18 protein-coding genes and 1 pseudogene are annotated in these 16,898 nt (G+C 35.4%); 14 read left to right on the forward strand and 5 right to left on the reverse strand.

Annotation, left to right across the window (positions count from 1 at the left end; genetic code table 11):
* Together ACPYKA_RS03510 and ACPYKA_RS03515 are read left to right on the forward strand one after the other, a co-directional pair.
* On the forward strand, positions 1 to 200 hold a 200-nt coding region (locus tag ACPYKA_RS03510; RefSeq protein ID WP_479541025.1), incomplete at its 5' end, for a DUF6678 family protein.
* Between the two features lie 72 nt (positions 201 to 272).
* Positions 273 to 446: a hypothetical protein gene (locus ACPYKA_RS03515; protein ID WP_479541026.1), complete on the forward strand. Its 174-nt coding sequence runs from the start codon at positions 273 to 275 to the stop codon at positions 444 to 446.
* Positions 447 to 473: 27 nt separating this feature from the next.
* On the opposite strand, the gene ACPYKA_RS03520 is transcribed toward ACPYKA_RS03515, so the two are convergent.
* The 3 genes from ACPYKA_RS03520 to ACPYKA_RS03530 form a co-directional block, all read right to left on the reverse strand.
* On the reverse strand, positions 474 to 872 hold the full coding sequence (locus tag ACPYKA_RS03520) for a hypothetical protein (protein WP_479541027.1): 399 nt from the start codon (positions 870 to 872) through the stop codon (positions 474 to 476).
* Between the two features lie 187 nt (positions 873 to 1,059).
* Positions 1,060 to 1,443, reverse strand: a complete 384-nt coding sequence (locus ACPYKA_RS03525; RefSeq protein WP_479541056.1) for a DUF4183 domain-containing protein — start codon at positions 1,441 to 1,443, stop codon at positions 1,060 to 1,062.
* Between the two features lie 129 nt (positions 1,444 to 1,572).
* Positions 1,573 to 2,055 (reverse strand): DUF4183 domain-containing protein, encoded by a 483-nt coding sequence (locus ACPYKA_RS03530; RefSeq protein WP_479541028.1) that lies wholly within the window; start codon positions 2,053 to 2,055, stop codon positions 1,573 to 1,575.
* A gap of 435 nt (positions 2,056 to 2,490) precedes the next feature.
* Between ACPYKA_RS03530 and ACPYKA_RS03535 the strand changes: the two genes are divergently transcribed.
* From ACPYKA_RS03535 to darG, 9 genes and pseudogenes are all read left to right on the forward strand, one after another.
* Positions 2,491 to 3,165, forward strand: a complete 675-nt coding sequence (locus tag ACPYKA_RS03535) for an APC family permease (protein WP_479541029.1) — start codon at positions 2,491 to 2,493, stop codon at positions 3,163 to 3,165.
* A gap of 821 nt (positions 3,166 to 3,986) precedes the next feature.
* Positions 3,987 to 5,528, forward strand: a complete 1,542-nt coding sequence (locus ACPYKA_RS03540; RefSeq protein WP_479541030.1) for an MFS transporter — start codon at positions 3,987 to 3,989, stop codon at positions 5,526 to 5,528.
* Positions 5,518 to 6,120, forward strand: coding sequence for a TetR/AcrR family transcriptional regulator (locus ACPYKA_RS03545; protein WP_479541031.1), 603 nt, complete (start codon positions 5,518 to 5,520; stop codon positions 6,118 to 6,120). The genes ACPYKA_RS03540 and ACPYKA_RS03545 overlap by 11 nt, the downstream gene beginning before the upstream one ends.
* A 117-nt stretch (positions 6,121 to 6,237) precedes the next feature.
* A complete protein-coding gene (locus ACPYKA_RS03550) occupies positions 6,238 to 6,834 on the forward strand; it encodes a DUF6434 domain-containing protein (protein ID WP_479541032.1) in 597 nt (198 codons plus the stop codon).
* A gap of 97 nt (positions 6,835 to 6,931) precedes the next feature.
* Entirely contained in the window at positions 6,932 to 7,159 is a 228-nt protein-coding gene (locus ACPYKA_RS03555; RefSeq protein ID WP_479541033.1) for a DUF418 domain-containing protein, read from the forward strand.
* The gene (locus tag ACPYKA_RS03560; protein WP_479541057.1) at positions 7,143 to 7,355 is read left to right on the forward strand and encodes a DUF418 domain-containing protein; all 213 of its coding nucleotides are present in this window, start codon (positions 7,143 to 7,145) and stop codon (positions 7,353 to 7,355) included. Before ACPYKA_RS03555 ends, ACPYKA_RS03560 begins: the two co-directional genes overlap by 17 nt.
* Positions 7,356 to 7,707: 352 nt before the next feature.
* Complete coding sequence (locus tag ACPYKA_RS03565) at positions 7,708 to 9,375, forward strand: hypothetical protein (protein WP_479541034.1); 1,668 nt, start codon at positions 7,708 to 7,710, stop codon at positions 9,373 to 9,375.
* Between the two features lie 1,262 nt (positions 9,376 to 10,637).
* Positions 10,638 to 11,266 (forward strand): annotated as a pseudogene (gene darT / locus ACPYKA_RS03570) (type II toxin-antitoxin system toxin DNA ADP-ribosyl transferase DarT).
* A gap of 11 nt (positions 11,267 to 11,277) precedes the next feature.
* Entirely contained in the window at positions 11,278 to 12,297 is a 1,020-nt protein-coding gene (darG, locus tag ACPYKA_RS03575; RefSeq protein ID WP_479541035.1) for a type II toxin-antitoxin system antitoxin DNA ADP-ribosyl glycohydrolase DarG, read from the forward strand.
* A gap of 85 nt (positions 12,298 to 12,382) precedes the next feature.
* Here darG and opuFB read toward each other — a convergent pair whose 3' ends face one another.
* Positions 12,383 to 13,897 (reverse strand): osmoprotectant update ABC transporter permease/substrate-binding subunit OpuFB, encoded by a 1,515-nt coding sequence (gene opuFB, locus ACPYKA_RS03580; protein WP_479541036.1) that lies wholly within the window; start codon positions 13,895 to 13,897, stop codon positions 12,383 to 12,385.
* Positions 13,890 to 14,849, reverse strand: coding sequence for an ABC transporter ATP-binding protein (locus ACPYKA_RS03585; RefSeq protein WP_479541037.1), 960 nt, complete (start codon positions 14,847 to 14,849; stop codon positions 13,890 to 13,892). The genes opuFB and ACPYKA_RS03585 overlap by 8 nt, the downstream gene beginning before the upstream one ends.
* A gap of 169 nt (positions 14,850 to 15,018) precedes the next feature.
* Here ACPYKA_RS03585 and ACPYKA_RS03590 point away from each other — a divergent pair, with 169 nt between their 5' ends.
* The 3 genes from ACPYKA_RS03590 to ACPYKA_RS03600 all read left to right on the forward strand — a co-directional run bounded on the left by ACPYKA_RS03590 (position 15,019) and on the right by ACPYKA_RS03600 (position 16,799).
* Entirely contained in the window at positions 15,019 to 15,636 is a 618-nt protein-coding gene (locus tag ACPYKA_RS03590; protein ID WP_479541038.1) for a flavodoxin family protein, read from the forward strand.
* A 600-nt stretch (positions 15,637 to 16,236) separates the two neighbouring features.
* Positions 16,237 to 16,575 (forward strand): hypothetical protein, encoded by a 339-nt coding sequence (locus ACPYKA_RS03595; protein ID WP_479541039.1) that lies wholly within the window; start codon positions 16,237 to 16,239, stop codon positions 16,573 to 16,575.
* A complete protein-coding gene (locus ACPYKA_RS03600) occupies positions 16,572 to 16,799 on the forward strand; it encodes a hypothetical protein (RefSeq protein WP_479541040.1) in 228 nt (75 codons plus the stop codon). The genes ACPYKA_RS03595 and ACPYKA_RS03600 overlap by 4 nt, the downstream gene beginning before the upstream one ends.
* Positions 16,800 to 16,898 lie beyond the last annotated feature (99 nt).

Consider the following 16,898-nt stretch of genomic DNA (forward strand, 5'->3'; position numbering starts at 1 on the left):
GGATGGAGATTGGTACTAATCATTTCCGTACAGGGGACTACAATACAGTAGAATGGTTGGAAATTAAGTTTGAAAATGCAAAAATTAAAGAGGAACTGGTGAACATTCTTAGAGAAATACACGTACCTGGTGAGTTATTGGAAAACAGGATTAGGATTTACGGTTATGTAAAGCCGGGAACATTTATTGATTATATATAATCATGTTTTCTTCCCCTCTTTATCTGAAAAAAAAGCCGCCCCTATTTTTTATTTGGGGGCGGCAGACATTTTTTGAGGAAGGAGAATAAAAAATCACTCCCTAATGAAAACAATGATGAATTGATTGTTGTGGCAAGTGAGAAATTGAAAACACTTGGTGACGTTAAAACGATAAAATTTTTAAGAGAAGAAAAAGGTATGTCAATGGTGAATGCTAAGCAGTTGGTTAGGGAAGTGATGATATGAGGCTTTTCCATTCGGAGAAGGTCTTTCTTAATTATTAAAACTACCTAAAATCATAAAATCCACAACAATTCCACTCATTGGATTTTCCGAACCCAATACACTTATACCTAGAACTGATACACCACTAATATTTGTAACATTGGCAGAAACATATTTTCCAGTAATGTTCTTCTCGCGCATTTGCACTCTTGGTCTCAAGTTTATCGTAGAATTTGTTGAATATACACTTGACACTGAATAATCAATCGTATCTAATAATGGATTTCCATCTGCTAATCCATTATCTGTGAAATAGAGTGTAGCAATGCCATTTGCATTTGACGTAGCCTGCCCATAAACAATTCGCTTTGCTTTTTGTGGGTTTTGCTCTCCTGCCTTAAATATTTGAAGAGCTGTCGGACCCAATGTAAAGAATTCAATACTCATAACTGTTCCCCCAGCTGTCATTCTTTAAAAAAATTAAAAGTATGATGGTATCATGCTACTCACAAACTTCAAAAAAAGTACGGTAATTTAATCAGACTTTTCTTATATGAGGTATTTACGGTGAAGTGATTAATATTTTTTGTGCCCTAGTGGTTACCCGGTAGGGCACAACGGTAGTATTTTTAATCTAGGTGTTAAATGTCCCTGAGGTAGTTGCAGCGAAATTAACAACGTGTAAGATAACAGTTTGGTTTGCCGGAATCGAGCCCCCGCCAGGAGGAACAGCAATGTCCAATGAACCAGTCCCTGTAGCGCCTGGTGTATAAGTTGATATGCCTTGCATTTGCTCAACACCGTTAATTTCCACAGTGAAATAACTGTTATCCTCTGCAAGTTCTGGAAGTGTCGTTACCTCTAAACCATCATCCCCTAGGAAACTTGCAGCATCAATGGATAATGTACTTCCTGCTGGGGTATCCGCTTCCGTGATGTAAAAGAATTTCGCGGAATCAGGATTAATATCTGTGTCAAGTGTTCCACTAATAGCGATTTTCATTAACTGAAGTGCCATGTTCATTTTCACCTCCATATTTTATTCTATGAAGAAGAGTTGGAAATGCTTGGTCAAATTACTGTCTAATGTTGGAAACCAACAAATGTCTCATTAAAAAAGGCATATTTACAAAATAGCAAGGTGATATTATCCTTTAACCGTGACAAACAGAAGAATAATTGGGGCATCCTTTGGAGGAAGGTCGCTGGATTCTAAGTGAAGAATACCTTCTTTGACATTGTAAATGGATGGGGGCTGCAACACGCCATTGACAAATAAATTAATAGTTGAAACGTTGTCTGGATCAAGTATATCGCTACTTCCATATTGCTTTAATGCATCCTTGTTCGTATAAACCTTCTTACCTTCCTCAGCGAGGGTAATGTATTGGACAGTCTCCACTCCTATGGGGCTTGGTGTGTATCCAGGGGACATATTGATTGTGATGGATGGGTTGAATGTTGGATTAAAGGTATTTGAATTGGAAGGACAATATTTAATTTTTTCTTTTTCATTCCCTGCGCATTTTCTGCAGTGGGAACTACAAGGGCGAGGGAAATATTCGCAAAGATCCATCTCATCCAAACTATCAGTACGTTCCTCACAATATCGGCAGTATTTTCGATTCAATGATATGTCACTCCTTCTTAATTCTTTGTATGTAATATCTTATTTGAATATTTGACAAACTGCTTGTGCTAATGATTTGGGAACTAAGTTTAAGTATTTGGCAAGTATAAAATGGGAGCGAGCTTAACAGTATTGAGTTTTGGGGAGTAGGAAAAGTAAACGCTGTTAAATATCTTCAAGCAAAAGGATATCAAAACAAAATGAAGAAACAATAGAAGTTTATTAGGTATTATTATTGGACAATCATCTGAATTCCTTAATTGCAAGATAACCGTTGATGATTGGATTGGATTAGCCAATGGTATCCATCTTGTCGTTTTATCGGCTGCCAAAAATAGTCCTCTAATAGCAGAAATTGATCCAATAAGAATCGAGAAAGCCTGATTTTTAATGGTCATGGATAACCAAAATTGAAAAGCAATAATTGGTAAAATAATGTCATCAACATACCGTAATAATCTCCTATCAATAACCCTCATGGAATATCCCCTTAAAATAGTAGGTGTTTTATTTATCGTACAGACTTGGGTTGCAGCACTTATTTTTCCGGATTTTAATGCTTTTTCAGATATTGATACTGCCTTTTATGAAACTGCTGAAATTGCAGGTGGTAGATGGCTTGGTGTGTTAACAGCAGTAGCTACAGCCCTCGCATGGGGAATTGCGGATGCTCTAGTTGCACAGGCGGCAATTTCTAGGGTCTTGTACAGTATGGCGAGAGATAAAAAGTTACCTCGTTTTCTAGCAAAAGTACATCCTAAATATAAGACGCCATATGCAAGTACATTACTTGTAGCGGGGATTTCGGTTGTCCTTGGTTTTGTATTTCTTGGAGGCATTGATTCCCTAGTGTCACTTGTAAACTTTGGGGCGCTATCCGCATTTCTATTACTGAATATTAGTGTTTTTTACCACTTTATTATTAAGAAGAAAAGCAATGATTACTTGAGATATTTTGTGCTACCATTAATCGGTTTCATTATTATAGGATTCGTGTGGATTAATTTTGAAATAAGCACTAAAGTACTAGGGTTCAGCTGGTTAGCCATCGGAATAGTGGTTACGATTATTCTCGCTTTAAAAGGAAAAGACGCAAAACTTGATTTATAAATGTGAAAATAGATGATCATACCCCTAAAATGAGTGAGGAAAAACTGATTTCAGGGGTATTTTTCATGTTTTTAAAAAAAGTAATGGAAAACAATGAGACGTTCTATTAATTATTTTGGATATGAAAAAAAGTTTCTACGTCTTGCCATAACTAGTGAGATAAAGCACGTAAAAAAATGTGCTTCAATATGGCCTTCCCTTGATAAATAAATGGGCCTTGTTTCTAACTCAACTTTTAATGACTTTAAAAGATTGTTCTATTTTCCAAGTCCACGATACAGATCCACAATACGTTCAGCCGTTTCTTTGTATTCGCTTATCATGATGGCGTAGTATCATCTAATTCTTCTTCTTTTCGTAGTTTTTCTTCATCAAGAAATAGGGCTTTTTGCGTATCTTTTAGTATTTCCCCTGTCTTTTTATCAAAGGTTAAATTTTTGGTTGAGTGTATTTCCAACATTTTGGGTTTTTGAGGCGTTCATGAAAAGTTATGGCATGGCAATGTATAGTGATTTTGATGTATTGGTTGGCTTTTGTGTTCAGGGAATATATTTATATATTCTATTTAAAATGTTTAATCGCAGGGGCGTCATAATATCATTAGATTCAACTGCTCAAGGGGCACGTACCGAAAAAAGTAGATGAAGGTTTATAAGTGAATTTACTTCGCAATATAATAAATTTAGTTAAAATAAGTTATTATGAAATTGATTCTGTTACATAAATTAATTTATTGTAAATCTTTACAATTCATGTGTATTAATGTATTGTTATGAATATAAAATAAAATAATTCATACAATCATGTTGGAGGTGTTTTTAATGAAAAATTATAAAAGTGCAACACATGATCAGTCTAAATGGTGGGCACTTATTGCCTTAACTTTTGTGGCGGTTATGGTCGGGTTGGATATGACTATCCTCAATATTGCTTTACCTACGTTATCAATTACTTTTGATGCAACTACGAATCAATTGCAATGGTTTATTAATTCTTATACGTTAGCACTTGCTGTATTCATGTTACCTGCAGGACTATTAGGTGATCGTTTTGGACGGAAAAAAATGCTCATTTGTGCTTTTATTATGTTTGCTTTAAGTTCATTGTTTTGTGCATTTGCTCCAACTACAGAAATATTTATCATTGGGAGAGTGTTATTAGGAGTCGCTGCAGCTTTTGTGATTACCTTGTCTACTGCTATTCTTCCAGTAGTTTTTTCAGGTGAAGAAAGATCTAAAGCAGTTTCTATTCTTATGATTGGTACAATGTTATCGTTACCGGTTGGTCCACTTTTAGGTGGTTGGATGTTAGACCATATGTGGTGGGGCTGGATTTTTTTATTAAATGTACCTGTAATTATGTTAACAAGTATTGCAGTGATCTTATATTTACCCGAATCCTATGGTGAGCGAAAATCCAAAGTTGATATGATCGGGATATTTCTTTCTGGTATCGGTTTATTTTGTGTATCATATGGTACAATCGAAGCGGGAGCTAAAGGATGGAGCAATTATCTAGCATTATTTACACTAATAACTGGATTTATTTTAGTTGGTTTATTTGTCCTGTGGCAGTACAGAGTCCGTTATCCACTCATTGATATGGTTATATTCCGCTCAATTGTATACCGGTGGTCGTTAGTATTGTCTATACTCGTTAATATTTTATTATTTGGTATGTTATTCATTATCCCGCTATATTATCAAATCGTCATTCAAACGGATGCTTTTGGAAGCGGTTTACGTTTGCTATCACTTGTTGCGGGATTAGTTGTAGGTGGAATTTTGACAGAAATAACTGTTGCAAAATTAGGAGAAAAAAAGATTATTATTTCTGGATTTTTTCTAATTGCCTTAGCAACAATGGTAGGGTCTATGACAACACTAGATAGTACAGAGTGGTTGGTCTGGTTGTGGTTAGCTATCTTTGGTCTTGGTACGGGTTTGGCAATGCCAACTGTGATGAACTTAGCTTTAGGGTCGTTATTGAGTAAGCAAAGTGGAATAGGGTCTTCAGTTATTCAAACAGGAAGACAGGTTGGCGGTGCTTTAGGAGTAGCTATTTTCGGCTCAATTTTAAATTCTGGTTATCGTAATAGTTTACAGTTAGAACAATTTCCTCATGAAGTAAGAGCTGTAGTTAATGATAGCGTGGCAGCAGGTGTTGTAGTTGTCGAGAAATTACCGGAGCCGACACTGCTTAATAATGTCTATGAGTCTTTTATTGTCGGTATGGGTCATGTACTTTGGATTTGTTCTGTCATAGCAATCATTGGTATAGTTGTCGCATTCATTTGTTTGCCTGCTTCTGTTAAGGAAGATGAGCACCATATGTTTAAAGGAGAGAATAGAATTGGCAAGTAAATTTAGTGAGCAAGAAAGAGAATATATTCGAAATCAATTGTTAAATCACGGAAGGGAATTATTTGGGGACCATGGACTAAATAAAACAACGATTAGTGATTTAACAAAGAAAGCCGGTATTGCACAAGGAACTTTTTATCATTTTTTTGAATCAAAAGAGGCGTTGTATTTTGAAATCGTTGAACAGGAAGAACGGTACATCCGGGAGGAATTGCTACATAAGGTATTACTTAAAGGGAAATTGACAAAGGCAACTTTCAGGGACTTTTTACAAAAGGCTTTACAATTCTTGGATGAAAGTCCGATTCTGAGACAGTTGTTTGATAAATCAACTATGAATCAGTTATTACGCAAACTACCTCAGGAAAAATTAGATAGTAATAATCAAGGAGACATAGATTTTTTAGTACCGTATATTAAAAAATGGCAAGAAGATGGCGTTCTGAAACAATTATCACCAGATATTATTGTCAGCATGATTCGTTCTTTAATTATTTTGTCTTTACAAAAGGAAATGATAGGTGAATCTAATTATAAAGCCACTATGGATCAACTTGTTAAGTTTATTTCCGAGGGATTAATAAATGACTAATAAAAAATCTGCTATTTTTGACCTTTTTACTTATACAATTGGATGGAATTGTTGAATCAACAACTACACAAAGAGTAAATCCATATGTGAAAATTAGATGTAAACAGGAGAGTATATATGACAGAAAGACCATGTTTAGATGAAGATTTAGCGGCTAAAGAGTTTCGTAGTTTTTATTATTTGAAAGAAGAGTTAGTTGTATTTTGTAGAAAAAATGGTTTGCCTACCTCTGGGGGGAAAATAGAACTTACTGAAAGGATTGCACATTTTTTAGATACAGGAGAGATATTATCAGTCTCTAGAAAAAGAAAATCAGTAATAAATATAGGCACAATAACGGAAGAGACAATAATAGAATCTAATTTTGTTTGTTCCGAAACGCACAGGGCTTTCTTCAAAGAGAAAATAGGCAAAACCTTTTCCTTTAATGTTATTTTTCAGAAATGGCTAAAGAATAATTCTGGAAAAACATATAAAGAAGCAATTCATGCTTATTATAAGATTCTTGAAGATAAGAAAAAAGGTAAAACAACAATTGATAAACAATTTGAATACAATACCTATATTCGGGATTTTTTTGCGGACAATAAGGATAAGTCATTAGAACATGCGATTAAATGCTGTAAATATAAAAAGAGTATGAAAGGACATAATCGATATGAGGAATCTGACCTTATAGTTCTTTCCAATATAAATTCTAGCTTGAATAGTTGAATGGTTGTCCTATCGATTTATAAACGAAGTCATTCCTGTACTAAAAAATATTCCATTTTCCACTATCACCTCATTTTATTTTTTAGTTGGACTATATGTGGCAAAAAAAGGGGTATTTGCGGACTTTCCTACACACAGGCAATTTGTAAGACGTGTACGGCTGTTCAGCCTGTTAGTAAGTGTTCCGTTAAGTATAGGCATTATTATTTTACATGTAGAAATGTTAGATATTGGGATTCTGAATGAACAAATCATACAGTCTCTTTTACTAGTAAGCGGATTAAGCCTGTCATTTTTATATTGCAACAATCCTTTTATTACTTGAAAAAGAGAAATGGAAAAAGCTCCTACATCCCCTAAGTTATGTTGGAAGAATGGCATTAACGAATTATATTATTCAAACAGTAATAGGTGTCGGGCTATTTACTGGGTTTGGTATGCTTGGGGAGGTAAATTTATCTTTAGGAATTGTTATTAGTCTTATCGTTTTTTCACTCCAAATTCTTTATAGTTTCCTGTGATTAAAACATTTCCGTTTTGGATCATTGGAGTGGATCTGGCGTTCACTAACATATGGTGAATTTCAACCGATAAGAATAAGTAAACGATAATGATGGCGCTGTTCTTGTCGGCAAAAAAGATTGGGACACTATACAGGAAACTCTTTATTTACATAGTGCTGGGGTTCTTGATCGAATTAAATACTTTAAAATGAAGAGACAGAGGATTAGGGTTTGATATTGATTGGGATATGATTTTGGTTGATACACTACTAACCTGGAAATATATTTACAATAATGATTTGTATAGAACATGTTGGACACAAATCATAATTATCTTTAAAATTCCTTTTGACGGGAGGAGAAAATCATAATGAATTATAGAGACTTTATGAAGCAAGTGGATGACAATCTAACGAGGATGTCTGAAGAGGAAAAGAATGACTGGATTCGTGAAGCAGCGAGAAAAATTCATGAAAACCAGCGTCAGACATTTTTAGATACTTTAATGAATACGGAAATGGAAACAAATTATTCAGCACATGCTGCAATGAAGGAGATAGAAGCATGGTGTGAAAAAATTGAAAATAAGGATATCTATCTAGAGTGTACTGGTTACGAAGCATATGGAGAAGGTCATTATGGAGAGTGGGTAAACGAGTACACAGATGTTTTTGGAGTAGGGGAAAAACTTTCTAAAGCACTTCAGATTGCAAAAGATTTGTTATATCTGAAACAGTACAGGCAGTCGCAGGAATTGTACGAACGTCTATGTAGCATGGAATTTGGTGTAGTTGATGTCGAGGGTGGCGATGACTTTGAACTGGAATTAGAAGAACTTGTTGAAGAAAACTTGGTAAACTTGGATATAAAAGACAGTATTCTTCATTTAATGTATGCAGCCTACCAGGCATCTAAAGGGAAAGAAAGAACCAATATACTGTATCGGTATTTTTTATCATGGGGTGTGATGGAGAATACGAGACTAGAAGAAATGTTTATCGTTGGACCTGAAGAATTAACTGGCATTTCTGCATTTATGGAAGAATGGATATCTTTTTTGAAAAAGAAAGATGGTGATTTGGCAGCTCGATTGTTGACAGAAGCTTGCCTCTATCAAGGGGAAGTCAGCCTATTAGTGAAAATAGCCAGATCTGTTTCAGAAAGACATCCTGTTTTGTACAAAAATGCATGTGAATGTTTACTTCGTGAAGCAGTATTTTCAGAGTGTGAAAAAGTGGGATTAGAAGCAATTCGTCTATTACCTAAGAAACTAGTAGTTCGCGGACAGATTGCAGATCTTACTGTAAAGGCAGCGAATCAATTGGGAAACAGAGAAACAGTGCAGGAATGCTATGAAACTGCTTTTTATGCTGAATCTACGCTAAATAACTATTTACGATTACTTGAATTGCCTGCATATAATCAGATAATGAAACAGGCGGCGATATTTGCAGACACGTTACCAGAAGATATAGGAGCGTCCTACCATAAACGTAAAAATGAACAATTACGAATGAATACCGCATCGAAAGAACTTAAAAAAGTAATCCATTTTTTCAATCAAGAATTTGACAAGATGATGGATGCGTGCGAAAAGGATAAAACTGAATTAGGCTGGAGTTCGCATTTTAAAGGTGTTATTGTGCCGCTTTTTGTTTTGACCTTGAACAAAGATAATCAATTGACTACAGCTGGGAATAAGCTGCTCGATGATAATATAGCAATAAGACTGGGATATACAGATGATAAAAAGAGTTTTACAGAACGCTTTTTATTTTGGAAAGAAAAAGTAGCCATCACGGATGAGCAATATGAGAAATACATTGCGTGGCTTCAAAAAGAAATAGATAAACGCACAGAGGCAGTTGTTGGCGGTGGACATCGTCATAGTTATTATAAACCAGCCGAACTGATTGTGGCGTTGGGTGAAGCGTTGGAATCAAATGGAGATTTGAATGGGAAAACAAAGTTGATAGAGTATTATAAAAAAGCGCATTCTCGTAAAAGGGCTTTTAAAGCGGAGTTTAATGTTTTATAAGAGGAGCATATTTATGCTGAGGAGAGCAGAAGACCTTTGGGTAAGAAATGACGAATAGTGAGTAAGGTCTCTTTCATAATGTGAATTGTTCACATTGTTCAGATGTTACTGCGATTGTCGAATATAAGAAGGTATTTTACTGGGCAATGGGTTGTTTCATTGGCGCGATGTCCCTTGGCGGCTCAATTTATGAGATGTCCCTAAATCCTCCAAAATCTCTTGTCATCGTTTTACGGCTTACAGGTATAATTAAATTGTTTGGCTTGCTATTATTGTCATTGCTTTTTATTCAATGGATGAAACCAACATTAAATAACACGTTATTTTATGACAAAATGTGCAGGGATTTTACTATTCCTTTATAGATTTCTTAATTTCATCACTATTACATTAAGTCTGTTTCATGTACTAGATTTTGACTTAGAATTATATGCAGTATTGTGGAGGTTATTTTTTTGGGAACTCTTTTGGATGCCGGGTGGTGTTTTTACTTTTATACAACCGACTTAATATTGCTTTTTTCCGCATCCGATTATTGAACAATTTTCAACTGGAAATCTTAAAAAAAGGTATTACCATCACAAGAAGGGAGGCTACAACACACACAGATATAATTTTAATTAAATCTTTTTTTATTTCCTTTTCCAAAAAGATACACACCTCAATCTGGCTCCATTGTTGAAAGATAGTAATATCGTAAATTATCCATCTCAAGTTTATTTTAACATATATCTACTATTAAAGTTTAGAAATGCCTTGTTCTTTAGTAACTTCATATTTCACATCATCCGGATTATTATTATTCACGTTATGTCCCTTTGTATTCATGACTCGGGCTTTAAATTGACTGAGATTTTGTTTAGCATGTGAAACACCTCCTATGGAAAGAGTTTCCGGAAGTTTTGAATTTACTCGGTGATGTAGGTTTTTGATATAAAAGAAAATGGCAAGTTTGTCCATGAAATTCAAGATCTATGCTTAATTTGCTGAAAGCATATATAGGATAAATAAACAATAGTGGTAGCATACTTTAATACTTTTTCATTTTTCAATGTTATAAATCATGTGCTTAGCTGTGGCGACCATCTAAATAACCAAAAAACCTAGCAAAAATAAGTGAAGAATAAGACATTGAGTGCAAAACCCGTTGCCCCTTCAAGCCGGGAATAATAAGGACCTCCTGATGATATGGCGAGTAAGTGACTAGTCATCTAAATGATATAATATTTATAGAAGTAAAAGAATCTTTTTGGAGTGAAAAGATGGAGGAGAAGCTGTTATTTCACATTACAAGTTATCGAAATTTGCATTCCATATTACAAAAAGGTGAGATTTTAGCCCATTCAAAAGTAATAACAAATAAATTGGTTTTCGATGATATTGCTCATGGTAATATCCAAGAAAGAAGAGCAAATTAAAGATCCCAATTCCCCCTTATGGATTATTACATGATTATGTTCCTTTCTACTTTGCTCCTCGGTCACCAATGCTCTATGTTATTAAAAATGGAGGAGTAGAGGGATTTACTGGAACACAGAGTGATATTATACATCTCGTTACTGATACTAAAAGAGTTGTAGAAGCGGGTAGGGATTTTGTTTTTACAGATGGTCATGCTATTATGGCATTGTCCGAGTATTATAATGATTTGTCTTATCTTAAAGAAGTAGATTGATTTGTGATGGAAAGTTAATATTGGCATGATACGGATGAGTATCCGGACAGAAGAAGGAGAAGACAAGCGGGATTTTTAGTACATGAATCAGTGTCAATAGAGCTATTATTAGGAATTGGAGTCCGCAATGATCGTGTAAAATTAATTGTAGAAGAGATATTAGAAGAATTTGGTATAGATATGTATGTTCTTACAAGGCCGAAATTTTACTATTAGGTGGTGAGGATATGATAATTTATAAAAAAGGGAATTTATTAGAGGATCCTTCTGAAGCGCTTGTTAATACAGTTAATACGGTAGGTGTAATGGGTAAGGGAATTGCACTACAATTTAAGCAAGCCTTTCCAGAGGTATTTCATGAGTATGAAAAATCTAGTAAAAAAAATGAAGTTAAAATAGGGAAAATGCATGTAGTTGAAACAAATTCATTAGTAGGACCAAAATATATAATAAATTTTCCTACAAAGCAACATTGGAGGGAAAAGTCCAAAATAGGTTATATAGTAGATGGATTAAAGGCTCTTAAAAAAGTTATAAAAGAAAAAGATATTCAATCCATAGCAATCCCTCCTTTAGGTTGTGGTAATGGAGGCTTAAAGTGGTCAATAGTAAAGCCATTAATTGAAGAAGCACTTCAAGATGTTCCAATAAATATACATGTTTATGAACCGTTCGGTAGCCCTAAAGTGGATAAAATAAAGATTGGTACAAAACGTCCTAGAATGACTAAATCGAGAGCACTTCTCCTAGCTTCTATGGATCAATATAAAGAACCAGGATATCGTTTATCGTTACTAGAAGTACAGAAAATTGCATACTTTCTTCAGGAATCTGGCGAACCCCTGAATCTTGATTTTCAAAAGAATAAATATGGTCCATATGCAGAGAATTTAAATTTTGTCTTACAGCGATTAGAGGGACATTTCATTCGGGGTTACGGGGATCGAAATCGTAATGCGGAGATATACTTGATTGATTCCGCTGGAAAAAGAGCTCGTGAATATTTAGCTAACAATGAAGAAGAAACTCAAAGACTTCAAAAAATGAGTAGAATAATTAAAGGCTTTGAAAACCCATATGGAGTAGAATTACTGTCAACCGTTCATTGGATTCTTAAGACATCTCAACCAGCAACAGAAGAAGAACTTATCATGGAAGTTCAAAATTGGAATGAACGTAAAAAGCAATTATTCCCTTCAAAACATATAAAAAAGGCATATAGGCATCTAAAAGAGATATTAAGTTAGTTACAAATCATACGAAGACAACACCAGCATGAGTTCCTGCTGGCGTTGTCTTTTTAAATTATTTAAGTTGTCGATTCCCCCAGCGCTACCTAATCCCCTCCTCCTCAAGAAACTTCCGCGCCACTTCAACCGCACTTCTACCTTCCACAGCCACTTGATAATTCATCTCCCGCATCTCGTCATCAGTTATTTTCCCGGTTAACTGATTTAAAATTCCTTCCAGTTCTGGGTATTCCTCGAGCGTTTCCTTTCTCAGGAGTGGAGCACCTTGATAGGGAGGAAATAGTTCTAAATCGTCCTCCAATACAGTGAGGTTATAGCGTCGCAACTCACTATCTGTGGAGTAGGCATCTAATAAATTGATATCGTTCTGCTCAACTGCTGAGTAACGGAGCTTAGGTTCCATTGTTACAAGGTTGGGAAATTCGAGACCATAAAGTTCTTGGATACCGAGATAACCGTCCTCGCGATCTGTAAATTCTAAGGTGAATCCGGCTCTTACTTCACTTTCTATACCTTGTAAATCAGAAATTGACTCTACGCCATGTTCTTCGGCAAAAGCTTCAGATACAGCTAATGCATACGTATTATTATAATTCATCGGTTCTAACAAGACCAAATCGTTATTTTCGAGTAAGCCAGACCTGGCCTGCTCATACACCTCCTGTTTATCATTGCTTAAAGGGGCATCCTCCAGAAATTGAGTAATGATTGTTCCAGTAAATTCTGGGTAAATATCGATATCACCTGAAACTAAAGCATTAAATAAAAAGGTCGTTTTTCCAAGACTAGGCTTTAATTCTACGGTTAAATCCGTTTCTTCTTCTATGAGAATTTTATACATATTAATCAGAATTTCCGGTTCGGAGCCTAATTTTCCACCAATCACAAGCTTGTCCTGGTTTCCACCCATTAAATTGGGAACGACGGAGATGCCGATGGTTAAGACTGCAATGATTCCAATTGTTAGGAGTGATTTTTTATAGGAAAGCTTTTGGATTCCCCGTAAGATAATATCAAATAGAATGGCGAGTAATGCTGCAGGAATAGCTCCAAGTAAAATAAGTTCAGAATTATTACGATCGATTCCGAGTAGGATTAGATCCCCTAAACCTCCTGCGCCAATAAGTGCAGCAAGGGTAGCAGTTCCAATAATTAACACCATAGCCGTTCGGATTCCTGCCATAATGATTGGCATTGCAAGCGGCAATTCCACTTTCAATAATCTTTTTCTTGTGTTCATTCCCATTGCCATTGCCGCTTCAATTAAAGAGGCATCCACTTCTTTAATTCCTGTGTATGTGTTCCGAAGAATAGGAAGTAAAGCATAGATGACTAGAGCAATAATGGCAGGGGTTGTACCAATTCCAAGCAAAGGAATGAACAGCCCCAATAATGCTAAGGAAGGAATTGTCTGCAGCATCGCAGCAATTCCGATGATACTCTCAGCAATGCGGGCTTTCTTTGTTAAATAAATACCGAGTGGTACAGCAATCAGGACAGCAAAAAAGAGTGCAACAAAAGAAATCTGGATATGTTCCATGAGTGCTTGAAACAGTTCATGCTGGCGATTTTGGAATACTTCTATAAAATTATTCATTGTTATTTCCCCCTCCCGGCATATGTTGAGAGAAATAGTCGATCATGATTTGTCTATTTACAACACCAATTGGAATTCCATTTTTTTCGACGTAAAGGTCATCATGTATCGCTAATTTTTCCAATACTTCCGCTAATGTTGCTGAAGTGGAAATAGTTGGTGTAGCTTGTTCTATCAACAAAGGCAGGGGATGAATGAATTTTTCTAAGTTAAAATTTGTTCCCGGATGATTGAGACCGCCAACAAAATCAGCGACAAAGCTATTCGCTGGCTCGTTCAGCAATTCATCTGGTGTTCCTAACTGAATGATTTTTCCATCTTTCATTAAACAAATCCGATCAGCTAGTTTCATCGCTTCTTTTATATCATGTGTGACAAACACAATCGTCTTTTTAATGGAACGGTGCAGATGGATGATATCTTCCTGCAACTTTTCCCGACTGATTGGATCTAATGCACTGAATGGTTCGTCCATTAAGATGATTTCTGGATCAGCTGCTAAAGCGCGGACAACACCAACACGTTGCTGTTCGCCGCCGGAAAGTTCATTGGGCATCCGGTTTCGATAAGTAGTTGGATTAAGACCTACCATATCCAATAATTCAGTTACACGACCCTGAATTTTTTCTTTATTCCATTGTTTTAACTCTGGAACGATTGCAATATTTTCTGCAATTGTCATATGTGGAAATAACGCAATCTGCTGTAAGACATACCCAATATTCCAACGAAGTTCATCGATTTTATAGTCGCTAATTTTTTTACCAGCAATATAAATCGTCCCATTCGTCAAAGGAATGAGGCGGTTGATCATTTTTAATGTAGTCGTTTTTCCGCTTCCGCTTGGACCAATTAATACAAAAAATTCGCCTTTATTAACCGTAAAGTTGATTGAATCGACTGCAGGAGAATCACTATTATATTTCTTAGAAACATTTTCAAATGAAATCATTCAGATTAATACCCTTTCTGCATGAGAGTTAGTTTGGTATCTTTTAGCCTAACAGGAGTTTAATTAAACCTCAATGAAAAAAGAAAGAGAATTTCTGCTATTAGGAAAACGGTTATATTCTACTGAAATAGGGAAATGACATTATATATGATAGAAAGGAAGTGTCTTTGTGAAAGCATTAATTTTAAACTGTTCCTTAAAGCCTTCTACTAAAGTATCCAATACCGATGCTTTATTGCAGGAGTTCATCGACGTTTTTAAAAGAAAACAAGTAGAAACAGAAACGATTCGGGTAGTTGATTATAATATAGCATTTGGGGTTGAAGCGGATATGGGAGATGGAGATGAGTGGCCAGTGATAGCGGAAAAAATAAAGCATGCTGATATTCTCTTAGTTGGAACACCTCTATGGATTGGTGAAAAAAGCAGTGTTGCTAAAATGGTGCTGGAACGAATTAGTGGTTCCGGTTCTGAGACGAATGATAAAGGTCAACCCGTCTATTATAATAAAGTTGCAGGGGCAGTGGTGACTGGAAATGAAGATGGCGCCAAACATGCCGCGAGAGACATTCTCTTCAGTCTAGGCCATTTTGGATTTACCTTACCACCTAACCCACTTTCCTATTGGGTTGGGGATGCTGGACCGGGTCCCTCTTATATTGAAGCAAATGGGAAAAACAATGATTTTACACAAAAAAATGCACAGATCGCCAGTCATAATCTGATTCATTTGGCTAGGATATTGGCGGAACATCCGATTCCTGCCGAGGGGAATATTAGTGAGTGAAGCGGGGAAATGAATGATGGAACACTGATTTTACAGTACCTTGTAAAATATTTATACAATTAACAGCTATTGGGAGTGAGCTCACAATAGCTGTTTGCAATTTTCGTACTAGCAGAGGCAGTGACTTTCTAAGATGATTTGCAGTCTTGTTCTTACCTCAATCCTCAACTAGCTCTAAATAAAGATAATCAGAGCTGTTCTTTTATTTTTTAAACTGGCATTCCTTTTAGCTAAAACATTATTGCATGGATCAAGTTTTTCTTCTTTCCAGGCTTTTAACAATCAATTACTTTATCAAAGGTTGTTATAAAGTCCGGTAAAAGTGATACTTCGATATTTTTAGTTGGCTTGCTTTTCAATTTCAAAAGTATTAAAAGCATAAGTTCCAATACGAGGATCTTGTCGTGTAAATCTTTTTATGGACAATTTAAGGTGATTTGGCTGTTATTTTGTCGTGTAAATCTTTTTTTGCGGATAATTCGAGTTAGTTTGACATTATTTGCTTCAAATTTCTATCCTTGAATACTATTATTTTACTGTGTTATAGTGGCTACTGTATGTTAGTTAAGTGTAAAAATTGTTTGAAGGGAAGTACATTGCGTGACAAAAAAGAGTTTTTTCATATTAATAGGGTTATTTATTTGTTTCATTATCGTTGCAAGTGGTTGTGATCAATCCTCTAATGAAGATGCAGAATCTGATGACGCTGACAATAATGCCGAATCTGAAATTGTTAGTGAACCGGATAATGAAAACACATCTTCTGAAGGTAACAATAATAATAGCAGTGACGATAGCAATACCAGAGAAACCAATTCAACTAGTGAGGACACTAACCGGACTGAACAAGTGAGCGAAGAATCAGAGAGTAATAACTCTGCGGAAATATCTGATAGTGCCTCGTCCGAAAAATCCAATATTAAGGTAATAGTACAGTGAAAATATCTAATATTGATGATGCTATCAATCATCTTAAAAATGAATTAGATCAGGCAAATGAAGTAAATATTAATGATACGGAATTCATTCAAGATGAATCTGAGGACAATAAAGATTTCTATACAATCACATTGGTATCTAAAGTACTTCAGAAAAACGGTGGCTCTGGTACTATTGGGAAATACAAAGTTTATTCCGATGGTAAATACGAATTGGCGTATTAATATATATTTAACTAACAAAACCAACACATACATAAAGCACATCCACTTATAAAAGGCAGGTGTGCTTTCATCTATCTATTACTTAAGTGATTCAATCAT

It is taken from the genome of Pseudogracilibacillus amylolyticus (SeqCode), assembly GCF_051918545.1.
Taxonomy (GTDB): Bacteria; Bacillota; Bacilli; order Bacillales; family Amphibacillaceae; genus Pseudogracilibacillus.